This is a genomic window from Dactylosporangium sucinum (genome assembly GCF_014647515.1).
Classification (GTDB): domain Bacteria; phylum Actinomycetota; class Actinomycetes; order Mycobacteriales; family Micromonosporaceae; genus Dactylosporangium; species Dactylosporangium sucinum.
Genome location: NZ_BMPI01000025.1, coordinates 29,243 through 53,812 on the forward strand (window position 1 = coordinate 29,243; position 24,570 = coordinate 53,812).

General features: G+C 73.2%; 28 protein-coding genes and 1 riboswitch. Of the genes, 20 read left to right on the forward strand and 8 right to left on the reverse strand.

The features are described 5' to 3' along the window. Positions 1 to 10: 10 nt before the first annotated feature. The 6 genes from IEZ31_RS24785 to IEZ31_RS24810 all read left to right on the forward strand — a co-directional run bounded on the left by IEZ31_RS24785 (position 11) and on the right by IEZ31_RS24810 (position 4,322). On the forward strand, positions 11 to 982 hold the full coding sequence (locus IEZ31_RS24785; RefSeq protein WP_190252359.1) for an enoyl-CoA hydratase/isomerase family protein: 972 nt from the start codon (positions 11 to 13) through the stop codon (positions 980 to 982). Between the two features lie 5 nt (positions 983 to 987). Then, positions 988 to 1,971, forward strand: a complete 984-nt coding sequence (locus IEZ31_RS24790) for an LLM class flavin-dependent oxidoreductase (RefSeq protein ID WP_190252360.1) — start codon at positions 988 to 990, stop codon at positions 1,969 to 1,971. Further along, complete coding sequence (locus tag IEZ31_RS24795) at positions 1,968 to 2,303, forward strand: VOC family protein (protein ID WP_190252361.1); 336 nt, start codon at positions 1,968 to 1,970, stop codon at positions 2,301 to 2,303. Before IEZ31_RS24790 ends, IEZ31_RS24795 begins: the two co-directional genes overlap by 4 nt. Then, positions 2,300 to 3,049, forward strand: a complete 750-nt coding sequence (locus IEZ31_RS24800) for an enoyl-CoA hydratase/isomerase family protein (RefSeq protein WP_190252362.1) — start codon at positions 2,300 to 2,302, stop codon at positions 3,047 to 3,049. The genes IEZ31_RS24795 and IEZ31_RS24800 overlap by 4 nt, the downstream gene beginning before the upstream one ends. Before the next feature lie 23 nt (positions 3,050 to 3,072). Then, positions 3,073 to 3,489, forward strand: coding sequence for an MscL family protein (locus IEZ31_RS24805; RefSeq protein ID WP_190252363.1), 417 nt, complete (start codon positions 3,073 to 3,075; stop codon positions 3,487 to 3,489). Between the two features lie 74 nt (positions 3,490 to 3,563). Beyond that, entirely contained in the window at positions 3,564 to 4,322 is a 759-nt protein-coding gene (locus tag IEZ31_RS24810) for a phosphatase PAP2 family protein (RefSeq protein WP_229835811.1), read from the forward strand. 20 nt (positions 4,323 to 4,342) lie between these two features. Here the strand turns inward: IEZ31_RS24810 and IEZ31_RS24815 are convergent, their stop codons facing one another. Beyond that, positions 4,343 to 4,618, reverse strand: coding sequence for a WD40 repeat domain-containing protein (locus IEZ31_RS24815; protein WP_190252364.1), 276 nt, complete (start codon positions 4,616 to 4,618; stop codon positions 4,343 to 4,345). A 57-nt stretch (positions 4,619 to 4,675) separates the two neighbouring features. Continuing rightward, a complete protein-coding gene (locus IEZ31_RS24820; RefSeq protein WP_190252365.1) occupies positions 4,676 to 5,593 on the reverse strand; it encodes an SDR family NAD(P)-dependent oxidoreductase in 918 nt (305 codons plus the stop codon). 86 nt (positions 5,594 to 5,679) lie between these two features. Between IEZ31_RS24820 and IEZ31_RS24825 the strand changes: the two genes are divergently transcribed. Continuing rightward, complete coding sequence (locus IEZ31_RS24825; RefSeq protein WP_190252366.1) at positions 5,680 to 6,246, forward strand: TetR/AcrR family transcriptional regulator; 567 nt, start codon at positions 5,680 to 5,682, stop codon at positions 6,244 to 6,246. Positions 6,247 to 6,259: 13 nt separating this feature from the next. Here the strand turns inward: IEZ31_RS24825 and IEZ31_RS24830 are convergent, their stop codons facing one another. Next, a complete protein-coding gene (locus tag IEZ31_RS24830) occupies positions 6,260 to 7,018 on the reverse strand; it encodes a hypothetical protein (RefSeq protein ID WP_190252367.1) in 759 nt (252 codons plus the stop codon). A gap of 260 nt (positions 7,019 to 7,278) precedes the next feature. Here IEZ31_RS24830 and IEZ31_RS24835 point away from each other — a divergent pair, with 260 nt between their 5' ends. The 7 genes from IEZ31_RS24835 (at position 7,279) to IEZ31_RS58230 (ending at position 12,633) form a co-directional block, all read left to right on the forward strand. Next, positions 7,279 to 8,064, forward strand: coding sequence for a class I SAM-dependent methyltransferase (locus IEZ31_RS24835; protein WP_190252368.1), 786 nt, complete (start codon positions 7,279 to 7,281; stop codon positions 8,062 to 8,064). Positions 8,065 to 8,072: 8 nt separating this feature from the next. Further along, complete coding sequence (locus IEZ31_RS24840) at positions 8,073 to 9,119, forward strand: BlaI/MecI/CopY family transcriptional regulator (RefSeq protein ID WP_190252369.1); 1,047 nt, start codon at positions 8,073 to 8,075, stop codon at positions 9,117 to 9,119. Then, positions 9,116 to 10,045: a M56 family metallopeptidase gene (locus IEZ31_RS24845; RefSeq protein WP_190252370.1), complete on the forward strand. Its 930-nt coding sequence runs from the start codon at positions 9,116 to 9,118 to the stop codon at positions 10,043 to 10,045. The genes IEZ31_RS24840 and IEZ31_RS24845 overlap by 4 nt, the downstream gene beginning before the upstream one ends. 72 nt (positions 10,046 to 10,117) lie before the next feature. Further along, positions 10,118 to 10,519, forward strand: coding sequence for a DUF6153 family protein (locus IEZ31_RS24850; RefSeq protein ID WP_190252371.1), 402 nt, complete (start codon positions 10,118 to 10,120; stop codon positions 10,517 to 10,519). 70 nt (positions 10,520 to 10,589) lie between these two features. Then, on the forward strand, positions 10,590 to 11,252 hold the full coding sequence (locus IEZ31_RS24855) for a DUF305 domain-containing protein (RefSeq protein WP_190252372.1): 663 nt from the start codon (positions 10,590 to 10,592) through the stop codon (positions 11,250 to 11,252). Positions 11,253 to 11,560: 308 nt separating this feature from the next. After that, the gene (locus IEZ31_RS24860) at positions 11,561 to 12,484 is read left to right on the forward strand and encodes a C40 family peptidase (protein ID WP_190252373.1); all 924 of its coding nucleotides are present in this window, start codon (positions 11,561 to 11,563) and stop codon (positions 12,482 to 12,484) included. A gap of 23 nt (positions 12,485 to 12,507) precedes the next feature. After that, positions 12,508 to 12,633, forward strand: a complete 126-nt coding sequence (locus IEZ31_RS58230; protein WP_268241688.1) for a hypothetical protein — start codon at positions 12,508 to 12,510, stop codon at positions 12,631 to 12,633. A gap of 21 nt (positions 12,634 to 12,654) precedes the next feature. Here the strand turns inward: IEZ31_RS58230 and IEZ31_RS24865 are convergent, their stop codons facing one another. From IEZ31_RS24865 to IEZ31_RS24875, 3 genes are all read right to left on the reverse strand, one after another. Then, positions 12,655 to 13,503, reverse strand: coding sequence for a hypothetical protein (locus tag IEZ31_RS24865; protein WP_190252374.1), 849 nt, complete (start codon positions 13,501 to 13,503; stop codon positions 12,655 to 12,657). 136 nt (positions 13,504 to 13,639) lie between these two features. Then, positions 13,640 to 14,362: a C39 family peptidase gene (locus IEZ31_RS24870; protein WP_190252375.1), complete on the reverse strand. Its 723-nt coding sequence runs from the start codon at positions 14,360 to 14,362 to the stop codon at positions 13,640 to 13,642. 381 nt (positions 14,363 to 14,743) lie between these two features. Next, positions 14,744 to 14,885, reverse strand: a riboswitch (cyclic di-AMP (ydaO/yuaA leader). Positions 14,886 to 15,090: 205 nt separating this feature from the next. Next, positions 15,091 to 15,951, reverse strand: coding sequence for a helix-turn-helix transcriptional regulator (locus IEZ31_RS24875; RefSeq protein WP_190252376.1), 861 nt, complete (start codon positions 15,949 to 15,951; stop codon positions 15,091 to 15,093). Between the two features lie 141 nt (positions 15,952 to 16,092). On the opposite strand from IEZ31_RS24875, the gene IEZ31_RS24880 reads away from it, so the two are divergent. The 3 genes from IEZ31_RS24880 to IEZ31_RS24890 all read left to right on the forward strand — a co-directional run bounded on the left by IEZ31_RS24880 (position 16,093) and on the right by IEZ31_RS24890 (position 18,294). Then, positions 16,093 to 17,088, forward strand: a complete 996-nt coding sequence (locus IEZ31_RS24880; RefSeq protein WP_190252377.1) for an SDR family oxidoreductase — start codon at positions 16,093 to 16,095, stop codon at positions 17,086 to 17,088. 79 nt (positions 17,089 to 17,167) lie between these two features. Continuing rightward, complete coding sequence (locus IEZ31_RS24885; protein ID WP_190252378.1) at positions 17,168 to 17,479, forward strand: PadR family transcriptional regulator; 312 nt, start codon at positions 17,168 to 17,170, stop codon at positions 17,477 to 17,479. Further along, the gene (locus IEZ31_RS24890) at positions 17,479 to 18,294 is read left to right on the forward strand and encodes a hypothetical protein (protein ID WP_190252379.1); all 816 of its coding nucleotides are present in this window, start codon (positions 17,479 to 17,481) and stop codon (positions 18,292 to 18,294) included. Before IEZ31_RS24885 ends, IEZ31_RS24890 begins: the two co-directional genes overlap by 1 nt. Before the next feature lie 34 nt (positions 18,295 to 18,328). On the opposite strand, the gene IEZ31_RS24895 is transcribed toward IEZ31_RS24890, so the two are convergent. Continuing rightward, positions 18,329 to 18,994 carry a response regulator gene (locus IEZ31_RS24895; RefSeq protein WP_190252380.1) on the reverse strand — a complete coding sequence of 222 codons (666 nt, stop codon included), beginning with the start codon at positions 18,992 to 18,994 and terminating at the stop codon, positions 18,329 to 18,331. Continuing rightward, positions 18,991 to 20,115 (reverse strand): sensor histidine kinase, encoded by a 1,125-nt coding sequence (locus IEZ31_RS24900; protein ID WP_190252381.1) that lies wholly within the window; start codon positions 20,113 to 20,115, stop codon positions 18,991 to 18,993. Before IEZ31_RS24900 ends, IEZ31_RS24895 begins: the two co-directional genes overlap by 4 nt. A gap of 170 nt (positions 20,116 to 20,285) precedes the next feature. Here IEZ31_RS24900 and IEZ31_RS24905 point away from each other — a divergent pair, with 170 nt between their 5' ends. From IEZ31_RS24905 to IEZ31_RS24915, 3 genes are all read left to right on the forward strand, one after another. Continuing rightward, positions 20,286 to 21,020 carry an ABC transporter ATP-binding protein gene (locus tag IEZ31_RS24905; RefSeq protein ID WP_190252382.1) on the forward strand — a complete coding sequence of 245 codons (735 nt, stop codon included), beginning with the start codon at positions 20,286 to 20,288 and terminating at the stop codon, positions 21,018 to 21,020. Continuing rightward, complete coding sequence (locus IEZ31_RS24910) at positions 21,017 to 22,069, forward strand: ABC-2 membrane transporter-related protein (RefSeq protein WP_190252383.1); 1,053 nt, start codon at positions 21,017 to 21,019, stop codon at positions 22,067 to 22,069. The genes IEZ31_RS24905 and IEZ31_RS24910 overlap by 4 nt, the downstream gene beginning before the upstream one ends. Before the next feature lie 131 nt (positions 22,070 to 22,200). Next, positions 22,201 to 24,354, forward strand: a complete 2,154-nt coding sequence (locus IEZ31_RS24915; protein WP_190252384.1) for a heavy metal translocating P-type ATPase — start codon at positions 22,201 to 22,203, stop codon at positions 24,352 to 24,354. The last annotated feature ends 216 nt before the right edge of the window (positions 24,355 to 24,570 follow it).

The window sequence follows — 24,570 nt, forward strand, 5'->3', positions numbered from 1 at the left end:
AGGAATCGCCGTGAAGAAGACCGAAGCCGAGCTGCTCGAGAACCAGTGGGACGTCGAGAACATGGAGGTGGACCCGGAGGTCCTCGCCAAGTACGTCCGCTACGACGTCGACGCGGAGCGCCACGTCGCCACCATCACGTTCGACCGCCCCGAGCGGCTCAACGCCATCCCCGTCGCCGCGTTCGAGCGGGTCGGCGACCTGGTCCGTGAGGCCGAGGCCGACGACCGGGTCAAGGTCATCGTGTTCAAGGGCGAGGGCGAGCACTTCGGCACCGGCGCCGACGCCGCCGAGCTGGGCCACTACATCGGCTACAAGGCCGGCACCGACAAGGCGTCGCGGCGCCGGCCGGCCCAGCGGCAGCGGATCCTGCCCGACCGCAACGTGCTCAGCTCCGGCTTCACCCGCCCGATCATCGAGTCGCTCAAGGCCACCATCTGCCAGGTCCAGGGGTACTGCTACGGCGGGCACTTCCAGATCGCGCTGTCGGCCGACATCGTGATCGCCGCGCCCGACGCCCGGTTCACCCACCCGGCGTTCCGCTACCTCGGCCCGGCCCCGCAGGACATGTACCACTGGATCGAGAAGGTCGGCCTGACCACGATGAAGGACGTCATGCTCACCATGCGGGCCATCGGGGCCGAGGAGGGCGAGCGCAAGGGCCTCGTCACCAAGGTCGTGCCGCACGAGGAGCTGCAGCGCTGGGTCGACGACTACGCCGACGCGATCGCCGTCATGCCGCTCGACTCGCTCATGATGGGCAAGTCGATGATGCAGGTCGTCATGGAGGCCCGCGGCAAGGGCCTGGGCGCGATGACCGGCTGGGTCGGGCACGGCTGGGCGACCAACGTCAGCTTCGACGAGGGCGACTGGAACTTCCTGAAGGAGCGCCGCGAGAAGGGCATCCGGCAGGCCCTCGCCGACCGCGACCGGCTCGTCGCGCCGTACTTCCGGCTCAGCGACACCCGCTCGCGCGAGGAGTAGGCCGCGTGAAGTTCGGCATCCTCCTCGACCACCAGTACGCGCCGGGGGACGACCTGCGGCGGCGCACCGACGAGACCGTCGAGTACGTGCAGCACATCCGGGACCTGGGGTACGACTCGGTCTTCGGCATCCACCACTACCTCTCGTCGCTGAGCACCCCGCAGCCCCTGCCGCTGCTGAGCCGGCTCATCGACCACTCGGGGACGATGCAGCTCGGCACCGGCATCCTCATCCTGCCGCTGGGCCACCCGGTGCACTGGGCCGAGGAGATCGCCACCATCGACCAGATGTCCGGCGGGCGGTTCGTGCTCGGCATCGGCTCGGGGTACCGCGAGATCGAGTTCGCTTCGTTCGGCCTCGAACGGCGCACCCGGGTGTCCCGGATGAACGAGGCCCTCGAGGTCATGCAGCGGCTGTGGACCGGCGAGACGGTCACCCACAAGGGTCAGCACTTCCAGCTCGACGGGGTGCGCTGCAGCGTGCTGCCGGTGCAGCGGCCCCACCCGCCGGTGTGGGTCGGCGCCAACGGCCCGATCGGCATCGCCCGTATCGCCCGGCAGGGCCTGCCGTGGCTGGCCCCGTCGAACGTGCGGCGCAACTGGGCCGTCGGCAATCTCGCCGACTACCGCGCGGCCCGTCTCGAGGCGGGCTTCACCGAGGACGGCGCGGTCTTCCCGATCCACCGCGACCTGTGCGTCGCCGACTCGTTCGACGACGCCTTCGACCTCGCCGGCACCGCGGTCCGCCGCTCCTACGACGAGTACGTCCAGTACGGCATGGACTACTTCGCCACCCAGTGGGAGGGCATCAAGCACAAGGCGCTGTTCTTCGGCTCGCCCGACGACATCGCCGCGAAGGTCCGCGACTTCGCCGACGCGGGCTACAACCACTTCGTCTTCCGTGCCCAGTGGCTCGGGCTGCCGATCGAACGGTCCGTCGAGATCGTCGAGCGGTTCGCCCACGAGGTGATGCCGAGGTTTCGCCCATGAAGATCGGTCACATCATCGTCCCCGCCGGTGACCTCGACGCGCAGCTCGACTTCTACGGCGCGCTCGGGCTCACGACCCGGTTCCGCGACGGCGACCGCTACGCCGCCGTCACGGACGGCGCGGTGACCGTCGGCCTCGCCGACGCCTCCCAGCAGCCCGTCGCCGGCCGGACCGTGCTGAGCATCCAGGTCGACGACCTGGACGCGTGCCTGGCGCGGCTTCGTGAGGCCGGGGCGGCCGCGGCGGACCCGGTGACGGGCCCGCACGAGCGGCGGTCCCTGGTCACCGACCCGGCCGGCAACCCGCTGGTCGTCTACGAGCGGCTCGCATGAGCAACGTCGCTGTTGTCCGGATGGGTCCGACGCTCACCCTCGCGGAGAAGGAGGGGCTGCTCGCGGCGCTGCGCGCGGCGGCGGCCGACGAGACGGTGCGGGCCGTGGTCCTCACCGGCACTGGCACCGTCTTCAGCCGCGGCCAGGACCTGCGTGAGCTCGACGCGGCGCTGCGCACCGACCCGGCCACCGCGTCCGACACGGTCGAGCGGCACTACAACCCGATCACGCTGCTGCTGGCGACGATGCCCAAGCCGGTCGTCGCCGCCGTCAACGGCACCTGCGCCGGCGCCGGCCTCGGCTTCGCGCTCGCCTGCGACCTGCAGGTGTGGTCGGCGACGGCGACGCTGGCGACGGCGTTCACAAAGGTCGGCCTGACCTGCGACTCGGGCCTGTCGGCGACTCTGGTCCGGGCCGTCGGCCACGCCCGGGCCTCGGCGCTGGTGCTGCTCGCCGAGCCGTTCACGGTCGAGCAGGCGCTCGCCTGGGGCTTCGCGGGTGACGTCGTCGCACCCGAGGAGGTCGAGCCGCGGGCCCTTGCCCTGGCCGCCCGCCTCGCCGCCGCCGCACCCCACGCCCTGGCCGCGTCGAAGCGGCTCCTGGCGGCGTCCGCCGGGCGTTCCCTGCCCGACACGCTGCGCGCGGAGGCGGCCGAGCAGGCGGCCCTGGGCCTGACCCCCGACCACGCGGCCGCCGTGGCCGCCTTCGTTGGTTTAGGTCGGCGCCGGCTCGGTAGAGAGGGCTGAGCAGCGGCCACGGGGGAGTGCGAATGTTGAAGGGCTTCAAGAACTTCCTGATGCAGGGCGACCTGATCGTCGTCGCCGTGGGCCTGGTGGTCGCGCTGGCCTTCAGCACGCTGATCAAGGCCTTCACCGACAGCATCATCACGCCGCTGGTCAACGCGGCGGCGGGCGGTGGCGCGACGGGCAAGGGCATCGGCTGGACGGTGAACGGCCAGCGGATCGACCTGGGCGCGTTCATCGGCGCCCTGATCTACTTCGTCATCTTCATGGCCGTCATCTACTACCTGATCGTGGTGCCGTACCGGGCCTACATGCACCGGCGCGGCAAGACGGTGTTCGGCGACCCGCCCCCGACCAAGACCTGCCCGAGCTGCCGGATGGAGGACGTGCCGGCGAGCGCGGTCCGCTGCCCGCACTGCACGAGCGACCTCGCCGCCGTCTGAGCGTTGCCCCAAGCGTCGGCCCCGTCGTGCGGTACGGGGCGGTGCGGAGGCCGACCGACGGCTATGGTGGCGCCGTGAGTCGCCCCCGAGTCGGTGCACCGGTCCGCCGCGTGCTGGTCGAGGTGGTCATCGTCGGGCTCGCCGTGCTGGTCTTCTCGTCCGTGCACGCCGCGGTCGGGACGAGCGCCACCGCCGCCGCGGCCAACGCCCGGGCGTTGCAGGCCGTGCAGCGCGCCCTCCACCTCGACGTCGAGCGTTCGGCGAACGCGTGGCTCGTCGAGCATCCGGCCCTGATCCAGCCCGCGGTGTACTGCTACCGCCTGTACTACGCGGCGCTCCTCGGGGTGCTGGTGTGGGTCTTCGTCCGCCACTGCGAGGTGTACCCGACGGTCCGTCGCACGCTGGTCGCGATGGCCCTGCTCGTGCTGCCGGTGTACTGGGCGGTGCCCATGTCGCCGCCGCGGTTCGCCATGCCGGGGATCGTCGACATCGTGGCCGAGCACGACCTCTTCGGCAGCCAGGCCTCGCGGGACCTCGGCAACGGGCAGAACCACTTCTCGGCCATGCCCAGCATGCACGTCGGCTGGTCGCTGTGGTGCGCGTACGCGGTGTGGGTCGCGCTGCGGGCCACGCACCCCCGGGCGGCGCTGCTGGCGTGGGTGTTCCCGCTCGTCATGACCGCGGTGGTGCTCACCACCGGCAACCACTACGTGCTGGACGTCGCCGGCAGCGTCGTGCTGCTCGCGCTCGCCGTCGGCGCGGCGTCGGTGTGGAGCCGCTGGCTCGTGCCGCGCTGGGCTCCGGGGACGCGAGCGGCCCAGCGGGCCGGCTGAGCACGCCGGCCGCCGGCCCGTCACGCCGTGGCGATCACCGTGGTGCCGACGGCGGTCCAGGCCCGGCCGGTCCGCGCGGCGACGAGGGACGCGTCGGCGGCCGCGCCGATCGCGACGCCCCGTACCGGGCCCTGGAGGTCGTCGATGGCCCGGCCGGCCAGCTCGCCGGTCGCCGCGTCCCACCACCGCACCGCGCCGGACTCGTCCCCGGTGACCACGAGCTCGCGGTCGCGCCGCACTCCGACGGCGAGCGCGGTGACCGGCGCGTCGTGCTCGGCGAGCAGGGGCAGCGGCATGCCGTCGATGATGCGCCCGCGGCGCTACGGTGCCCGGGTGGGCGTTGTCCCGGGCGGTCAGCGGCGCGGCACGGCCGGTGCGATGTCGACCCCGGTGAGCTCCGCGGACCGCGACCACAGACGCGTCGCCAGGTCGGGGTCGGTGGCGGCACCGGAGAACGTCTCGAACGTCGGACGGGCCCGGCGCAACGGCCGGCCCGGGCCGATGTGGCGGCCGGTGGGTGCGGAGGTCTCGGTGGCGGCGTAGAGGATCGGCGTCACGGCGTCGTCGATCGGCTGCCGCAGGACGAGGCCGAGCAACGTCCCGACCACGCGGGCCGAGGGCGGCGCGCTGCGGTCCAGGTCGGTCTTCGCCATGCCGGGATGGGCGAGCAGGCTGCGCACCGGTGACCCGGCGGCGCGCAGGCGGCGGTCGAGTTCCAGGCCGAACAGGACGTTGGCGAGCTTGGAGGTGGCGTAGGCGCCGCCCGGCGAGTACCGGCGTTCGGCGGCGAGGTCGTCCAGGTCGAGGCGGCCCAGGCGGTACAGCCCGGACGCGACGGTGACCACCGCCGGGTCGCGCCCGGCGGTCAGCCGGTCGAGGAGCAGGCCGGTGAGCGCGAAGTGCCCGAGGTGGTTGGTCGCGAGCTGGCTCTCCACGCCCTGCGGGCTGAGCCGCCGGGGCACGGTCCCGATGCCGCCGTTGTTGACGAGCACGTCGGGAGTGACGCCGTCGGCGAACCGGCGCACGGTGTCGAGGTCCAGCAGGTCGACGTGGCGGACCTCGAGGTCGGCCCTCGGGTGCTCGGCCCGCAGCCGGCCGCGCACGAGGTCGCCCTTGCCGGTGTCGCGGACCGCCATGATCACCCGAGCGCCGCGGGCGGCGAGGTGGCGGGTGATCGCCACGCCAAGGCCGCTGCTGGCGCCAGTGACGACGAAGGTACGGCCGGTCTGGTCGCCGAGATCGGCGACGCTCCAGGTGGTGGTGTCGGGCACGGGTCCTCCCAAGCCTTAAGCGGATGACCTATCCGATTCAAGGCGACCGGAAGCGGATTGTCAATCCGGTTCGGTAGACTGGCGCCGTGACCGCGACGCTTCGCGCCGACGCCGCCCGCAACCGTGACCGGTTGCTGGCCACGGCCCGCCTGATGGTGGCCGCGGGGGATCTGTCGTTGCAGCTCAACGACGTCGCTCGCCGGGCCGGGATGGGTGTCGGCACCGTCTACCGGCACTTCCCGACCCGCCGGGCACTCGTCGAGGCCCTCGCCGACGACGCCTTCACCGCGCTGCTCGACGACGCGCGGGCCGCGAGCCGGCACGACGACGCCTGGGCCGGCGTCGAGCTGCTGCTGCGGGCGCTGCTCACCCGGCAGCTGGCCGAGCCGACCTTCGCCGAGATCATCTCCACCGGGCCGGACCTGGACGCCGGCCCGGGCACCACCGCTCATCGCGAGGAGTTCGGGCGGCTGGCCCGGACCGTGCTCGGGCGCGCCCGGCAGGGCGGGGAGCTGCGTCCCGGCCTCACCGACGAGGACCTGCACCACCTGGTCTGCGGCATCGTCTTCGCGCTGCGCATCGGCGCCGAGCCGGACGGACGGGTCGAGCGCTACCTGCAGGTGCTCCTCGACGGCATCCGCGCCGGCCGCTAGCCGCCGCCCGGACTCAGCGGGAGCGCCGGCCGGCGAGGTCCGCGAGCACCGGGACGTCGTGCAGGCGCCCGGCGACGAGGGCCACCGCGCTCTGGTCGGCGTAGGGGTTGACGGAGAAACGGATCTCCGGTGTTCGCACCGTCGTCATGCAGCGCATCGCGCCGAGCGCCAGATACGTGTCGCCCGGCTGCCACAGCGGGGCGAACGCGGTGTCCCAGTGCCGTACGTCGGGCAGATCCGACCCGCTGAGGTCCACGACCATCACGGTCGGCAGCGCCTGCGCCTGCCGGACCTTGCGCTCGTCGCGGAGCACCCCGGCGGCGACGAACCTGGCGAGCTCGCGCAGCGCGTCGCTCGGCTTCCGGCTGAGGTGCCGCACGCTTCGCGGTGCCCGGGAGCTGATCTCGATCCCGAACTCGGGTGTGCCGGTGCCGACCAGCAGGTCGGGGCCGGAGCCGGTGTTGAACCGGAACGGCACCGCGGCCTCGGCCAGCAGCGACGCGACGACGAGCTCGGCGCGCAGGGGCAGCAGCGGCTCGATGGCGGGCTGGTGTGTCCCGCGGTGCGTGCGAAACGCCCGCCGCTTCGACCCGAGGCCGCTCGGCTTCGCCGCCTCCAGGATCGCGAGGGTCTCGTCGAGCGCGACGAGGACCGGATCGCCCCACCACCGGTGCGCGTTGCGGTCGACGAAGCACCGGCGCAGCACGTGGTCATCGATCCCGTGCAGCCACCGCTGCAAGGTCGGGAGGCCCCCGCCGGCGTCCTCGTCCATATGAGAACGGTATTGAGCGGGACCCGCCGGCGCCAACGGCTTTCACGTCGCACACACGCCTGACGGTGGTACGAACGGCTACTTGCATCCGGCTGCGTCCCATCTACTATGCACCGTAGGATTTGGCTCGCTGGCCTCCGTTCCGGCGGCGCCAGCCCGATCACCCGGCCCGCAGGAGGTGTGACGCAGCGTTGGACAGCGGCGCGCCGGCACGCCTGCCCCCGGCCGGTTCGATGACGAGGCGAATCGTGAGGCGAACCATGGGACATGCAGTCACGGCCGAGGCGCACGATGCGATCGGCGATCCCGGCGGCACCGCGGCGTACGGCGACGGCTGGGCCGAGGTCTACGACACGCTGTACAACAGCCGGGACGATCCGTCCGGCGTCGTCCGGTTCGTCGGCCGCTGGGCGAAACCGGCGACGGTCCTCGAGCTCGGCGTCGGCACCGGCCGCCTGGCGCTGCCGCTGTCGGCCGGCGGGTTCCGGGTCGTCGGCGTCGACGCGTCACCGGCGATGCTCGACCGCCTCCGGGCGAAGCCCGGAGCGGAGCGGGTCGAGGCACGGCTCGGGGACATGTGCGAGCCGCCCGTCGACGAGGCGTTCGGCTGCGTGCTGATCGCGTTCTCCACCCTGTTCCTGCTGCCCGACCAGGCGGCGCAACGCCGGTGCCTGCGGGCGGCGGCCGCCCGGCTCGCCCCGGGCGGCGCGCTGATCGTCGAGGGGTTCATCCCCGACCCGAACCGCTGGCACGACGGCCACTCGCTGCACGTCGAGAGCTGGCAGTCCGGCCAGGTCGTCATGACAGCCGGCCGGCTCGACCCGGCCGCGCAGACGATCGAGACGTTCCGCGTCGCGCACACCGCGCAGGGCACCCGCGTGCTGCGCAACCGGCTGCGATACGTGCTGCCCGCCGAGCTCGACCTGCTCGCCGAGTGCGCCGGGCTCCGGCTGGCCGGCCGCTACGGCGACCTGACCGGCGCCGCGCTGCCCGAGCTGCCGTCCACGGCGGTCTCCGTCTACACGGCGTCCCCGCCGGAGCTCTGACGGTTGCGATGCCGGTGCAACTGGCCGCGACGACGTTCCGCGAGGCGTGCGTGCGACCTGGAACGATGGCACCGGGCGAGGTGCACCTGCGGGCCGGTGCGCGGCCCGTCGAGGTCGACCACGTGGCCCTGGTCGTCGAGACCGGCGACGGGTTGCCGGTGATCCGCCATCAGGTCGCCGCCCGCTGCACCCTGCCGGCCGGCCGCACCCGATCGGTTCCGTTCCTGCTGCCGGTCCCGTGGGAGACCCCGGTCACCCTCCCCGCGCTTCCGGCGGCGCTGGTCATGCGGACCGAGGTCCGGGTCGCCGGCGGCGCGCTCTCGTGCTGGACGACACCGTTCGAGACGCATCCCTCGCTCGGGCACCACCGTCTGCTGGAGGTCTTCCGGTCCGGCGGGTTCCGCCTCGACCGGGCCGAGCTGACGCACGATCCCCTGCCCGAGGTCCGCCGCAGCCTGCCGTTCGTCCAGCGACTGACGTTCCGGTCCCCGGTCGCGGCGGAGGGCGACGTGCTGGTCGCGCTGGTGGCCAACCCCGTCGGCGTCGATGCCGTGATCGCGACGGCGGCCGGACGCCGCCACGTCGCTGTCCGGCACGACGGTGGAGCTCGCGAACCTGAGCGCGCGCCCGCGTACTATCGGCGATCGGAGGAGATCCGGGGTGGATCGGTCACGGAGGTGCTGATGCGCGGGTTCGGGGACCTGGAGGCTGCGATCATGCAGCACATGTGGGGCGTCGCCGAGCCGGTCACGGTCCGCGACGTGCACTCCGTCCTGACGGCCGAACGGCAGCTGGCGTACACCACCGTGCTCACGGTGATGGACAAGCTGTTCCGGAAGGGATGGCTGCAGCGGGAACGCGACGGCAAGGCACACCGCTACACCGTCGTGATCACCCGGGAGCAGTACGGCGCCAACCTCATGCGCGAGGCCCTGACCGACAGCGGCGACCGCCAGGTGGCACTGCTGGACTTCGTGCGGCAGATGACGCTGGAGGAGGCCGTCGCGCTGCGCGCCGCACTGGACACGTTCGAGCGGAAGATCTCGGGCCGATGACGGCGGTGCTGGTGACCGTGTTCGCGGGGCTGCTGCTGGCCGGCGGGCCGCGCCTCGCCCGGGCGCGGTGGGTCGTGCGGGCGCCCGGCCTCGCGCTGCTGGTCTGGCAGATGACCTGCGTCGCGGTCGTCGTGTCGGCCGGCGTGGCCGGGCTGACGTCCGTGCTGCACTGGGACGACACGCATGACCTGATGTGTACCGCGTGGCGGCTGTGCCTCGACGCGCTCTACGGTGACCACGGCCGCGCCGCCCAGGCCGTGGCCGTCGCCGGGGCCGCCGTCCTGGCCGTGACCGGCGGGCGGCTGCTCGACGCCGTCTGGCGGGTGCAGCGGGCCGACCGCGCGCACGGTCGCCGGGTGCGGGAGGTCATTCGTTCGGTCGGCACGCGCGAGCCCGGTCTCGGCGCCACCGTGCTGCCCTCGCCCGAGGCGGCGGCGTACCTGGTGCCGGGCGGGCACCGCGACGTGGTCGTCACGTCCGCCGCGCTGCGCCGGCTCAGTCCCGACGAGTTGCGCGCCGTGATGGCGCACGAGCACGCCCACGCCTCGGGCCGGCACTACCGGCTGCTGCGGATCGCTCGGATGCTGCACCGCGCCTTTCCGCGGGTGCCGCTGTTCCGGCTGGCCGAGGACCAGGCCCACCGGCTCGTCGAGCTGCACGCCGACGACGTGGCCGTCCGGTCGGCCGCGCCCCTGAGCCTGGCCCGGGCGCTCGTCACGATGGCCGAGTCCCGGGCCGCGCAGGCCGGCGGTCACTCCTCGCTGGCGCTGTCCGGCGGGGACGCGGCGGAGCGGCTCCAACGGCTCCTGTGCCCGCCGGCGCCGCTGCCGGGCCCGGCAGCGCGTGGCGCGGCCGCGGTGGCGGCGCTGTTGCCGCTGGTCCCGGTCCTGGTCGCGGTGGCCGACCGGAACATCACCCTGATCTGAACACCCCGGCGTCGCGGCCGGCCACCCATGATGGAGACTTGCTCCGACGGACGATAGGAGGTGACGGTCGCGATGGAACGTGCGCTCCCCGTGCGGACGCTCGCCGCCGTGCTGCTGGCCGTCGCCGTGGCGTGGATGCACACCGTCGCCGTCGCCGGCATCCCGGCACCCGGCGGGCATCACGCCGCCGGGGTCGTGGCCATGACGCCACCCGCCGAGGGGACCACGAGCACACCGCACGTCCCGAGCGGCGACGACGGCGCCGGCGGGCACGGGCGGGGCCACGCCGGGTCGATGTGCCAGGCCCCCGGACTCGGCGGTGCCGGCTGGTCGCCGGCGCTCCTGGCGCTGCCCTTCCACGTGGCCCCGACCGGTCCGCTCCCGTCTCTGCCCACCACCGTCGCCGTCGACGCCGCCCGCGGCACCGGCTGTGGCCCGCCCTCCCTGGCGATGCTGTCGATCCTGCGAACGTAGGCCGGCCTCCGGACCGCCCGAGGGGGCGGCATCCGTCCGAGTCCGCAACCGTTCGCACACAGGAGTCGACATGCACCCGCACCACTTCCGACCGGCCCGCGCAGCGCGGCGCCGCCTTCGCACCGCCGCCGTCACCGGGGCGGTCAGCCTCGTACTGCTGGGCACCTCCGCCTGCGGCGGCGGCACCCACCACGACCCGGGCACCCGGCCGACCGCGCCGGCGGCGACCGCCAGCGGCGCGACGGCGGGCAGCTTCAACGGCATCGACGTCAGGTTCGCCACCGACATGATCCCGCACCACCGGCAGGCACTGGAGATGGCGAAGCTCGCCGAGGCCCGCGCCGCCACCCCGGCGGTGAAGGACCTCGCCGGGCGCATCAGCAAGGCCCAGGAGCCCGAGATCGCCACCATGTCCGGCTGGCTCACCGCATGGGGTGAGCCGGTGCCGAGCCCCGGCGGCATGGATCACGGCATGGACCACGGTGACACGATGGGCGGCATGCCCGGGATGATGAGCCAGCAGGAGATGCAGCAGCTGGCCAAGGCGACCGGCACCGGCTTCGACAAGATGTTCCTCACGATGATGATCAAGCATCACGAGGGCGCCGTCGAGATGGCCAAGGCCGAACAGGCGCAGGGCGCCGACCCGGCCGCCAAGAAGCTCGCCGGCGACATCGCCGCCGGGCAGACGGCCGAGATCGCCGAGATGCGGCGCCTGCTCGAGCAGCTGTAGCACCCCGCCGCGCCGGGCTGACGCCGTCGGCCCGGCGCGGCACATTTCACCTACGGTGCGTAGTTGCATCGAACGATCCTCGGTAATGGAGGGAAGTTCTCGCCGCCTAGCTCCTATGTGCCGTCGTACGTGCCTTGCGCGGGGCGTTCCCGGTGGCCTATGGTCGGCTACCGGCGGGCCGCCGTTGCCGGCGGCGCTGAGACGAGCGAAGGAGCCGGTCTTCCGTGCGGCCAGGCCAACGACGACCCGTAGGACATCGCTCGACGCCGGTCCGAGCGCTGCTCGCGGCCGGAACCCTGTGCCTGGCGTTGGTCGTCACGCTCCTCGCGAGCTCCGGCGCCGTGCGCGCCGAGCCGACCCCGGCCGAGGTCGAGCGGCAGATCGACGAGGCGTGGAACCAGCTCGAGCCGATCATCGAGCAGTACAACCTCGTCCACGGCCAGCTCAAGCAGAGCCAGGCCAGGGCCGCCGCCCTCCAGCAGCAGCTGCTGCCGTTGCAGGCCCAGGTCGACGCCGCGCTGGGGCCGGTCAGCGAGCTCGCCGTCACGGCGTTCAAGGGACGGCGGGTCACCGCACTGGACGTGCTGCTGCACGCGGATGCACCAGAGGTACTGCTGGATCAGCTCGCCGTCGTGAACGAGATCGCACGCAACCAGCGGGCGGCGATCGCGGCCGTCGCCGAGGCCCGCGACCGGCTCGCCGCAGAACGGCGGGCGCTCGACGCGGTGATCGCCGAGCAGGCCGCGCAGGACGCCGACCTTGCCGCCCGCAAGCAGCAGATCGAGGCCAAGGTCGCCGATCTGCAGCGGCTGCGCCTGGCGGTGTACGGCAACGGCGGCACGGGCGAGCTGCGGCCGGTGGCCTGCCCGGTCGACTACCTCGGCGGTCCGGGCGGCACGGCGGCCAAGCGGGCCTGCGCCCTCATCGGCAAGCCGTACATCTGGGGCGCCGCCGGCCCGGACGGCTACGACTGCTCCGGCCTGACCCTGACCGCCTGGGCCGCCGCCGGCGTGCGGCTGCGCCACTACACCCGCTGGCAGTGGGACGACACGAAGGCCGTGTCCCGGGCCGACCTGCGCCCCGGCGACCTGGTGTTCTTCTTCAGCGACCTGCACCACATGGGCCTCTACGTCGGCGGCGGCTGGATGGTGCACGCCCCCACGACCGGCGACCGGGTGCGCATGGCCAAGCTCGACGGCCGTCCGATCACCGGGTATCGGCGCCCCGCCTGACCTCGCGACGCTCGGAGGAACACGTGCCGCACGACGACCAGGACCCGGACGACCGCGACGACGCTCCCGGCGGCGGCGCCCTGATCGCGATCGGCGTGATCGCGATCCTGGTCATCATCGGCTTCATCGTCAGCGTCTCCGACGGCTGATCGCCGCCGGCGCCGCGGAGATCAGCGGTGCGGGTCCGGCTGGAGATAGATGTGCCGCGCCTCCGGCACGAAGTCCCGGATGTGCGCCCGCGCCCGGGCGAGCGTCGCGGCGACGTCGGCATCCGCGGCGAGGCCGATGCGCGCCGTCACCATCACCTCGTCGTGGGTCACCTGCACGACGGCGAGGTGATTCACGGACCGCACGTCTGCGGCCAGCAGCGCCAGCTCGACGGCGGTCAGGTCCGTCGGTGACGCCGGTGCGACGGTGAGCAGATTCAGCAGGCGGACGGCAAGGATCAGGTCGACGGCTGCGACGGCGGCCGCGACGGTGCCGGCGGCGACCGCATCGGTGACCTTGGAGTGGGCGGCGTCGCAGGCCACGGCGCCGCCGAGGACCGCGACGGTCGCGATGCAGGCGGAGCTCTGCAGGACGACCGCGAGGGAGGTGCGGATTCGGGGCGTGTGCCGCAGGAACAGCCACCACGACGCCCGGCCCCGAGCGGCGCTCGCCGCGCCGACGACGACGCCGGCGGCCGCGGTCTGCACCGCGAGCGTCAGCGCCAGCTCGACCCAGACCACGGTGCCCGGTCCGACACAGGGGACCGGGCCGTCCGGCGTGGCCGCCGCCCACACCACGCTCAACGCGGCGGTGGTCGACACGGCGACGCTCGCGATGAGCGGCAGCAGCAGTCGCCGGGAACGACCGTCGGCGGTGTCGGGTGCGAGGTGGACGAGCAGGCCGGCGGCGGCCAAGGCGATCACCGCGATCACCATGAGCGAGCCGGTTGCGGCGTACACCTCGCACAACAGCCCGACCGAGACCAGCCCGCACAGCCCACCGATCCCTCGGGCGGCGGTCGCGGTGCTCACCCACACATCTTGCCGCATCACCGCGAGCCGCCGCCGAAGCAGGCCTTGGCCGGCCGTCCGCATCAACCGCTCGGTGTCCGTCAACCGGCTCCGCGAGTCCTGTCGAGCCGCGGCCGCTCGACGCGCTCGCGGCAGGTCAGAACGAGTAGCCGCGCCGAGCGATCCACGTGGCCATGTTGTCGGTCGTCATCCAGTACGTGCCGTCGCCGTTGGGGTTGGCCGAGTCGGCCACCTTCACGATCCGGCCTCCGTCCTTGTACCCGACGATGGCCACGTAGTGGCCGCCGTCAAAGCTGTGGCTGATGCCGTTGGTGTCCCACGCCGAGGTCACGATGTTGGCGACGACGGCGCGGCCGTCGGTGACGGCGCGCACCACGTCGGTCTGCAACTGGCCGGTCTCGGCCGGTGTCGCGACCTGCCCCCGGATCTCCCTCGTCTGGTAGACGTCGGCCCCGACGATCTCGTTCAACCCCCGGGTCACGTCGAACGCGGAGTCGGTCCCGCTCGTCGTCGTGCGTAGCTTCGAGGCCATGTCGGCCTGGGTCACCGCATAGCCGCCGGCGGCCAGCGCGTTGCGGGCAGCCGCGGGTCCGCACCAGTAGAAGTTCGGTTGCTGCTGGAACTGGGCTTCGAGCACCTTCTCCGCAGGGCTGGGCGTGGCCGGCGCTTCCGGAGCCGCGCTGGCGACAACGGGTGCGACGGCCGAGGAAGCGCGGCTCGGCTGCGAGCCGTCGATCTGGCTCAGGACGATTCCGGTCGCCGCTGCCACGGCCAGCAGCCCGCCCAGGAGGACGGCGCCGCGAGATCGGCGTGTGCCGACCGCGTGCTGGGCGAGGTGACGGATAGACGCACGGTTCATTTGCAATCTCCAAACCACCGGAGCCGCACGCCGAGGACACCTCAGTGCGTTGCTCCGGCCGACGGGTGAACGTCGTTGACGGGCGCTGAGTGCGTTTGGTCCACAATGGAGCGCCAGGAGCGCGGCCGGCAGCCCGCAGGCAGCGGACTCCGGCCCGCGCAGCGATCACGCGCGAGCCGGTCGCCGTGCAGCCGGGCCCGGGCCGGAAACCGCGCCGATGCGGATGCACGTCCGGGCGTGACCGTCGCCGCGGGACCAGGCCCGGCGTGGACCTTCAGCTGTCCTCAGCGGCTGACGTGGACTCGAACGGCTCGCAGCGCACGTGCGGGGCGGCCGAGGAGCCGGCCTGGGTGGGGGTTGACCTGAACGTGCACGAGCATGTTCTCCTTACGCGTCCGCCTACCGGGTTAGCTGACGGGTTCGGGCGCGAAAGGTCGCCCTACCACAGGCCGTCGGCCTGTGGATTCACCCCAGTTGCGGTGGGTCCCCGGCTCATGCGAGCACGACTCGGCGGGCCTGGCCCGGTGTCACCCATTGTGATCAGTGTCCGGATCAGACGAGCGTTGACACTACTGATCGGTACGAGCCGTGCCAAGCCCTCTACCTGTAATTCATGGCACTCGAAGCGGAGCCGGGCCGATCGTCGTGCCGGTGCGGTATGTAGCAGAGAGTGATGGCCGGAAGCTACGTGGATCGCTCGTGGCGGTCCCGCACCGCGGCGCGGATCGTCACGCGTCCGGAGCGTGCTGCGGGATGCCGTACTGGGCGCCGATGACGGAGAGCAGCTGCAGCTTCTCGTAGCTCTCGCTGCCGGGGACCGCCGTGTAGACCAGCAGGGAGTGCGACTGCTCGGGGTCGAGCAGTGCCTGGCAGGTCAGCTCGAGCGAGCCGAGCTCCGGGTGGATGAACCGCTTGACGTGGTTGTAGCGGACGCCGACCTCGTGTTCGCTCCAGACGGTCCGGAACTCCTCGCTGCGGGCGAACAGGAGGCGCTGGAGGTGGGCGGCCCACGAGTCGGGCCCCCGCAGCGTGACCGTCGTGCGCAGCCCCGAGGCGAAGACCCGGGAATGCAGCGCGTGCTCGTCGGGGTGGTACAGCGCCCGGCAGGCCGGGTCGGTGAACCAGCGGTAGCCGATGCTGCGGGCCGGGCCGGTGAATCTGGTGAGGTCGCCGGTGAGGGCGACGCCGAGCGGGGTCTGCCGCAGCGTCTCGCCGAGCTCGGTGACGATCTCGGCGGGGGTGTCGGTGAGCCGGTCGAAGATGCGCAGCAGGCCGGGACTGACGTGTTCGCTGGTCGACCCCCGCGTGGGCGGTTGGTGACCGGCGAGCCGGAACAGGTGGTCGCGTTCGTCGAGGGACAGATGCAGGCCCTGCGCGATCGAGGCGATCATCTGCTCGGACGGGTGCGGGCCGCGCTCCCGCTCCAGCCGGCTGTAGTAGTCGGCGGAGATGTGGCAGAGCGTGGCGACCTCCTCGCGCCGCAATCCGTCGGTCCGGCGCAGCTGCCCGCGCGGGAGACCGACGTCCTCGGGTTGCAGCGACGCCCGGCGGCGGCGCAGGAACTCGGCGAGCCCGGCTCGATCGATCACGGCTGCTTCCTTCCTGACCTGGTGCTGTTCCCGTTCTACCACCGCCGCTTGGGCGCAGCCTGGGATTGAGAGGCCGTGGATAACCCCGCGGAGCGGGCGCAGCCTGGGATCACATCGGTCACGAGAAGCGAGGAAGCGCACATGGCACGCACACGGCCGGACGTCACCGTTCCTGACCTTTCCGTTCCCGACCTTTCCGCTCCCGACCTCTCCGGGAAGCTCGCCGTCGTCACGGGCGCGAGCGACGGCGTCGGCCTGGGCCTGGCGACCCGCCTCGCCGCCGCCGGTGCCGAGGTCGTCATGCCGGTGCGGAACCTTCGCAAGGGCGAGGCCGCGGTCGCGAAGATCCGGCAACAGCACCCGGACGCCGTGCTGTCCCTGCGGGAGCTCGACCTGGCGTCGCTCGGCTCGGTCGCCGCGCTGGGCGCCGCGCTGCGCGCCGACAACCGTCCCATCCACATCCTCGTCAACAACGCCGGCGTGATGACGCCACCGGACCGGCAGAGCACCGCCGACGGGTTCGAGCTGCAGTTCGGCACGAACCACCTGGGTCACTTCGCGCTCGTGGGTCACCTGCTGCCGCTGCTGCGCGCGGGCCGTGCCCGGGTGACCTCGCAGATCAGCATCGCCGTGAACCGCAACGCCATCAACTGGGACGACCTGAGCTGGGAACGGTCCTACGACGGGTTCCGCGCGTACAGCCAGTCGAAGATCGCGTTCGGCCTGTTCGGGCTCGAGCTGGACCGGCGCAGCACGGCCGCGGGCTGGGGCATCACCAGCAACATCGCGCACCCCGGCGTCGCCGCCACCAGCCTCCTGCAAGCCCGCCCCGAGGTCGGCCGGCCACGACCCACGATCGGCGGCCGCCTCATCCGCGCGCTGGGTAGCCGCGGCATCCTCTTCGGAACGGTCGAGACCGCGCTGCTCCCGGCCCTGTACGCGGCGACCTCCCCGGACGCGCGCGGCGCCCGCCTGTACGGTCCCGGCGGCTTCCAGCACATCTCCGGCGCCCCCGCCGAGCAGGCCCTCTACTCCCGGCTCCGCAGCGAGGACGACGCCGAACGCGTCTGGCGGATCTCCGAGGACCTCACCCACGTCGCGTTCCCGAACGAGCTGTCCACGACCCCCCGTTCCTGAGCGGGAACGCCCCTCGATGGCTTGACACCTCTTACTACGCACGGCGATACTACGTCCTACGTAGTAGGAGGGGATTCCCGTGGGTCTTTCCGAGCTGGGCAGGTTCTCCGAGCCCGGGCTGCTCGTCCTGATCAGCCTGGCGGACGGCCCGAAGCACGGCTATGCCATCCAGGAGGACATCGGCATGCTGACCGGCGACCGTCCCGGACCCGGCACGTTGTACGGGGCGATCAAGCGCCTGGAGGAGCGTGGGCTCATCGAGGCCCTGGCGGCCCAGGACCGGCGCAAGCCCTATCAGCTCACTCCCGTGGGACGGCAGTCGCTCCAGGCGGAACTGGAGCGCACCAGGTCGATGACCGCGGTGGGCCTGCGTCGCCTGGCGGTGACCTGATGCGCCGGCTGCACGCGGTCGTGCTCGCGCTGTACCCGCGAGCGGTCCGCGATCGCTACGGCGAGGAGATCGCCCTGCTGCTGGAACGGTCGCGCACCCCGGTGCGCGACCTCACCGACGTGGCCTGGTCCGCGCTGACGGATCGAACGGAGAAGCTCGTGACCGCCGACCTGCCCGATGCACTGCGGCGCACGCCCCGATGGCTGACGGTCGCCGCCGCCACCGTGCTGGTGTGCCTGGCCGTGCCGCTGCTGGGGTTCAGCGCGGTGCCGTCAGCCATCGTCCCCGTCGGGCTCATCGCCGGCCTGCTGTGCGCCAGACGCGGCGGCGGATTCGGCTCGGCGACCGTGGTGATCGGCGCCGCGCTGGCGCTCTTCACCGTGCCCCACCTGGTCCAGTTGCTGGCCGGGCGGACCGATCGCATCGCGGAGGTCGCGAGCACGGCGGCGTTCGTCACGGCGGCGGCCGGACTGGCCGCGCTGGTGGTCGCCCTGGTGCGCCGCAACCGGCGCCCGGCCGCGCTGGCCGCCGCGGTGGTCGGGGCCCTCACGCTGCCGCTGCTCGCGACGACGATGCTGGTGTCGATGAGTGGCGCCGGTCCCACGGGCAACCCATGGCTGGCGTACTGGGTCAGCATGCTGCCGTACCGCGGGTGGAGCGAAGCGAGCGGCACAGCCTTCGTGCCCGTCCTGTTCGACGTCCTGATCTGGTATCCGGTCCTCTACACCCTCTGCCTGTCGTTCCTCCTGGCGTTCTGTTTCCGGGCAACGGTGACCCGGGGCGCGACGCCTCGGCCGGCCGGGACCTCGGCGTAGCCGACGCGGCCGCGGGCTGGCGGCGCCGAGCGGGTCAACGAGCCGGTGGCCGGACCAGACCCGTGCTGTAGGCGGCGATGACCAGCTGGGCGCGGTCCCGGGCATCGAGCTTCATGAGGAGCCGGCCGATGTGGGCCTTCGCGGTGGACAGGCTGACGTGCATGTGTGCGGCGATCTCGGCATTGGACAGGCCGAGGCCGACCAGGGTCAGCACCTCCCGCTCCCGGTCGGTGGTGTCGGCGAGGTCGGCGGCGGGCTGCCGAGCGGTCTCCGGGCGGCGGACGAACTCCTCGATGAGCCGCCGGGTGACGCTCGGCGCGAGCAGGGACTCGCCGGAGGCGACGACGCGGATCGCGGTGAGCAGGTCGGCGGGGCGGGTGTCCTTGAGCAGGAAGCCGCTGGCGCCGGCCCGGAGCGCGGCGAAGACATACTCGTCGATGTCGAACGTGGTGAGGATGATGACCTTCACCGCGGTCGTGTCCGGCCGGACACAGATCTGGCGGGTCGCCTCGATGCCGTCCAGGCCGGGCATGCGGACGTCCATCAACACCACGTCGGGTCGTTCGCGGACGGCGAGGTCGACCGCGTCGGCGCCGGTGGCGGCCTCGCCGACCGCGGTGAGGTCCGGTGCCGTGTCGACCAGGACCCGGATGCTGCCGCGGACCAGCGTCTGATCGTCGGCGACCAGCACCCGGATCATGCGTGCTCCGGCTGGGGGACCGGGAAGGTGGCGGTGATCCGGAAGCCCCGCTGATCCGGCGGCGGCCCGGCCTCGAGGGTCCCCCCGTACATGCGGGCCCGCTCGCGCATCCCGGTGATGCCGTGGCCGGCAGCGGCCGCTCCGGCGCCCCGGCCCCGGTCGGTCACCCGCACCGTGACCGTGGACGGACCGCGGTCGATGCGCACGTGGCAGCGGTCTGTCGCGGCGTGCTTGATGACGTTGGTGATGGCCTCCTGCACGACACGATAGGCAGCGAGGTCCACGCCGTCGGGCAGCGCGGCATGCTCGCCGGTGACCTCCAGGTCGACGTTGACGCCGGCGTTGGCGGCTTGCGAGACGAGCGCCGGCACGTCCGCGAGGCCCGGTGCCGGCCGGACCGGCTCGTCCGGCGCGCGCAGAACGCCGAGTAACGCGCGCATCTCCTGCAGCGCGGCCCGGCTCACCTCCTCGATCGACGACAGTGCCCGGCGCGCCTCCTGCGGGCGCTCCGCGGACACGTGGTTGGCCACGCCTGCCTGCAGCGCGATCACGCTCATCGTGTGGGCGACCACGTCGTGCAGCTCGCGGGCGATCCGCAGGCGTTCCTCGGTCAGCTGCCGCTGGGCCTGTTGCGCGGTGTGCAACCGCTGCTGCATGACCGCATGGCCGACGGCCCACGCGACCGACACCAGCAGCGCGCCTTCGAGCAGCGACCCGAGCCGGTTCGGGCCCGCTCCGCCCGGCGGGGCGATGACGAGCCCAGCAGCGCAGAGCAGCAGCGTGCCGGCGAGCACCCGCAGTGCCGCAGGGCGGGGGAACCGCAACGGCACCAGATACATCACGAAGGCGACCACCACCCACGGCGCCGGGAATGCCCCGGCACCCATGGCGACCGGCCCGGCGAGCACGGCGAGACCGAGCGCGACCATCGGCCGCCTGCGCCGCAGGGCCCCGGCGGCCGCTGCCGCCGCCAGGCCGGCCCAGAACGCCCAGGACGGACCCTGCGGCCCCGCCGACATCCGAGTCAGCGCCGTGGAGCCGGCCAGGAGCGCCGGCGCCGTCACGCAGTCGATCGCGATCCACTGGGCGGCGGTCATGCGCTCCTTCGCGTGGCTCTCCATACGGGACACGCTAACGCCCGGCGGGACGCTCGTCGTCGGACCGCAGGCCGACGCGGCGGGGTGTACCTGAGGCCGATCGGCACCGCGAAAGTCTGGACCCAGGCCCGACGACCCGGGCACCTTGCCGGGCGCACGGTGGTACCGACCGCGAACGCAAGGAGGACGAGACGATGACGGCTGTCGTCGACGCCCAGATGCTGGGCAAGCGGTACCGGGGCCGGTGGGCCCTCCATGCCTGCACGATGTCGATCCCGGCCGGGCACGTCGTCGGGCTCGTCGGGCCCAACGGCGCCGGCAAGAGCACGCTGCTGAACCTGGCGGTCGGGCTGCTCGCCCCGACCAGCGGCACGGTGCGGGTGTTCGGCGGGCCGCCCGCGTCGAGCCGGGTCCGGATCGGGTTCGTCGCCCAGGACGCACCGGCGTATACCACCCTGTCGGTCGCCGAACACCTCACGCTCGGTGCCAAGCTCAACCCCACCTGGGACTCGGTGTACGCGAACGGCCGCGTGCGGCGGCTGGGACTGGACCACCGCAGGCGGGCCGGGCGCCTGTCCGGCGGGCAGCGCGCACAGCTCGCCCTGACCCTGGCCCTGGCCAAGCGCCCGGACCTGCTCGTGCTCGACGAACCGGCCGCCAGCCTCGACCCCCTGGCCCGGCGGGACTTCCTCGACGACCTCGCCGAGGCCGTCGCTGCCCGCGAGATGAGCGTCGTGCTGTCCTCGCACCTCGTGTCCGACCTGGAGCGGATCTGCGACTACCTGATCGTGCTCGACGGCGGCCGGGTTCAGGCGGCCGGGCGGATCGCCGACCTGCTCGCCGCCCGGCAGGCCGGCACCGGCCTGGAGGACCTCGTCTTGGCAATCATGGGTCGCGACCGGCACGCCGGAACGGAGACCACCGCATGATCTGGCTGACCTGGCGGCAGTTCCGCGCCCAGGCATGGGCGGCGATCGGCTGCCTCGCGGTGCTCGCCGCCGTCCTCGCCGTGACCGGCCCGGGCCTCGCCCACGTCTACGCCACCAGCGGCCTGGGCACCTGCGTCACCGACGGCGACTGCGCTGCCGCGCAGCGCGCCTTTGCCGGCGGCGTGCAGGCTGACGACGTCTACCCGCTGGTGTTCTTCGCCGGCATCGCGATCCTGTACCTCATGCCCGCGGTGATCGGCATGTTCTGGGGCGCACCGCTGGTCGCCCGGGAGCTCGAAGCGCGCACGTTCCGCCTAGCCTGGACCCAGAGCGTCAGCCGCATCCGCTGGCTGTGCGTCAAGCTCGCCCTTGTCGGCGGGACCGCGGCGATCGTCACCGCCCTGCTCAGCTGGGCGATCACCTGGTGGTCCGGACCCATCGACCGGGCCGACGGCCTCCCCGGCGCAGACGTGGGCCTCGGCCTGCCCAACCGGCTCATGCCGGTGATCTTCGGCGCACGGGACCTCGCCCCGGTCGGCCACGCCATGTTCGCGTTCGCCGTCGGCGTCGGCGCCGGCGCGCTGGTTCGCCGGACCGTGCCGGCGATGGCGGTCACGCTCGCCGTCGTCGCCGTGACGCAGCTCGTCGTCCCGACCGTGGTGCGGGAGCACTACGACGACCCGGCGACCACCACCGTTCCGCTCGCGCTCGGTCCCGGCACGCCGCACCAGATCACGATCGACGGCCGCACCATGACGGTGTCCACACCGGTGAGCATCCCGGGCGGATGGATCACCTCGGTCCGCACCGTCGACCGGGCCGGCCGGCCGTTCACCGGGCCCGCCCCGCAGGCCTGCCTCGACACGTCAAGCTCGCCGGCCGCGTGCACCGAGGCCATCAACCAACTGGGGCTGCGGCAACTCGTCACGTATCAGCCCGGCAGCCGCTACTGGCGGTTCCAGATGTACGAGACGGCCGCTTGCCTGCTACTAGCCTTGACCCTGGTGGGCGTCCTGCTCCGGTACATCAGGCGCCTGCACCCGGCTTGACCGCGAGCCCGGTGCATCCGGCCAGAAACCGCGCGGGTCACTCGAACCGTCGCCGACGTCACATCCGCTGCCGGGACCTTGTCGCTGGTACCCCCCGGGGGTATGTTCGGGTGGAGCGAAGGGAAGGTGCCATGTCCGACGCACCGAGCAGGGCGCACGTCGGCGCCCACAGCGGTCACCACCATCCCGCAACCGACGAGGCGGCGCCGGCCGCCGCCCCGCACGCGGGACACGCACCGTCACCGGCAGGGCCCGGCGCCCACAACGCCCACGGCGGGCACGGGGGGCACGGCGGAGGCCATGACAAGCACGCCGGGCACGACCCGGAGATGTTCCGCCGCAAGTTCTGGCTGAGCCTGATCCTGACCGTGCCGGTCGTGCTGACCAGCGAGATGGTGATGGACTGGTTCGGCTACCGGATCGACGTTCCGGGCATCTCCTGGGTCGGCCCCGTCCTCGGCTCCGTCGTGTTCCTCTACGGCGGCTGGCCGTTCCTGGTCGGCGGCGTCCGGGAGGTCCGCGACCGCGCCCCGGGCATGATGCTGCTCATCTCGATGGCGATCGCCGTCGCCTACGCCGCCTCGGTGGCCACCAGCGCCGGCCTGTTCCACCTGGACTTCTGGTGGGAGCTCGCCGCCCTGGTCACCATCATGCTGCTCGGGCACTGGCAGGAGATGAAGGCGATCGGGCAGGCCCAGGGCGCCCTCGCCGCCCTCGCCGCACTGCTGCCCGACGAGGCCGAACGGGTGTCACCGGACGGTGCCGTCGAGGCGGTGCCGGTGGCGCACCTGCGGGTCGGGGACGTGGTCCTCGTGCGTTCCGGCGGCCGGGTGCCGGCGGACGGGCGGGTCGTGGACGGCGAGGCCGAACTGGACGAGTCGATGATCACGGGCGAGTCCAAGCCGGTCCGGCGGGGGACCGGGGACCGGGTCGTGGCCGGCACGGTGGCCACCGACTCGGCGCTGCGGGTGCGCGTGGACGCCGTCGGCGAGGACACCGCCCTGGCCGGCATCGGGCGGCTCGTCGCGCAGGCGCAGGAGTCCAGCGGGCGCGCCCAGGTGCTGGCCGACCGGTTCGCGGCCCTGCTGTTCTACGTCGCCACCCTCGCCGCGGCCCTCACGTTCGGCGTCTGGTGGGCGCTCGGCGACGTCGACCAGTCCGTGGTGCGCGCCGTGACGGTCCTCGTGATCGCCTGCCCGCACGCGCTCGGGCTGGCCATCCCGCTGGTGATCGCGCTGTCCACGGCGGTGTCCGCGAAGGCGGGCATCCTGGTCAAGGACCGCCTCGCCCTGGAGCGCATGCGCACCGTCGACACGGTGCTGTTCGACAAGACCGGCACCCTGACCCGCGGCGCGCACGTGCTCACCGGCATCGCCGCGGCCGGCGGCACGACCGAGGACGACGTGCTGCGGCTGGCCGGCGGCGTGGAGGCCGACAGCGAGCATCCCCTCGCCAAGGCGATCGTCGTCGCCGCCGCCGGCAAGCAGGCGAAGGCGAGCGACTTCCGGTCACTGACCGGCCGCGGCGTGCAGGCCACCGTCGACGGCACCCGCTACGCCGTCGGCGGGCCGGCCCTGCTGCGCGAGCTGGCCGTGAGCGTGCCCGCCGACCTCGCCGAGCGGACCGCCGCGTGGTCCAGCCGTGGCGCCGCGGTGCTGCACCTGGTGCGGCTCTCCGGCGGCGGGGCCGAGGTGCTGGGCGCTCTGGCGCTGGAGGACGAGGTGCGCCCCGAGGCCCGGCAGGCCATCGCCGAGTTGCGCGCCGCGGGGGTCCGGAAGATCGTCATGATCACCGGAGACGCCCGGCCGGTCGCCGACGCGGTCGCCGCCGACCTCGGCCTGGACGAGGTGTTCGCCGAGGTGCTGCCCGCCGACAAGGACCAGACCGTCGCCGGGTTGCAGGCCCGGGGACTCACCGTGGCCATGGTCGGCGACGGGGTCAACGACGCCCCCGCCCTGGCCCGCGCCGACGTCGGCATCGCGATCGGCGCCGGCACCGACGTCGCCATCGAATCCGCCGGCGTCGTCCTCGCCTCCTCCGACCCCCGCGGCGTCAGCGGCGTGATCCGCCTGTCCCGTGCCTCCTACCGCAAGATGATCCAGAACCTGGCCTGGGCCGCCGGGTACAACGTCGTCGCCATCCCGCTCGCCGCCGGAGTGCTCGCCTGGGCCGGCGTCGCGCTCAGCCCCGCCGTCGGCGCGGTCCTCATGTCCGCCTCCACCATCGTGGTCGCCCTCAACGCGCAACTGCTGCGCCGGGTCCGGCTGAGCCCCGACCCGGCGTGACGGGCCTCCCTGGCGGGGACGGGTCCGCCGGCCGGTCCGGCGGTCCCGGGCCGACGACCCGTCCGCACGGGTCGTCGGCCCGCGGCCCGGGGGCGATGCCCCGAACGACGTCGTCGGGTCGGCCGGGCGGCGCCCCGACCGCGGCGTGTGCGGCATCGCGCTGCGGCGGCGGGAAGTAGTCGCTCTGCGCGCAGCCGCCCGCCGGTCCGGCGGGGC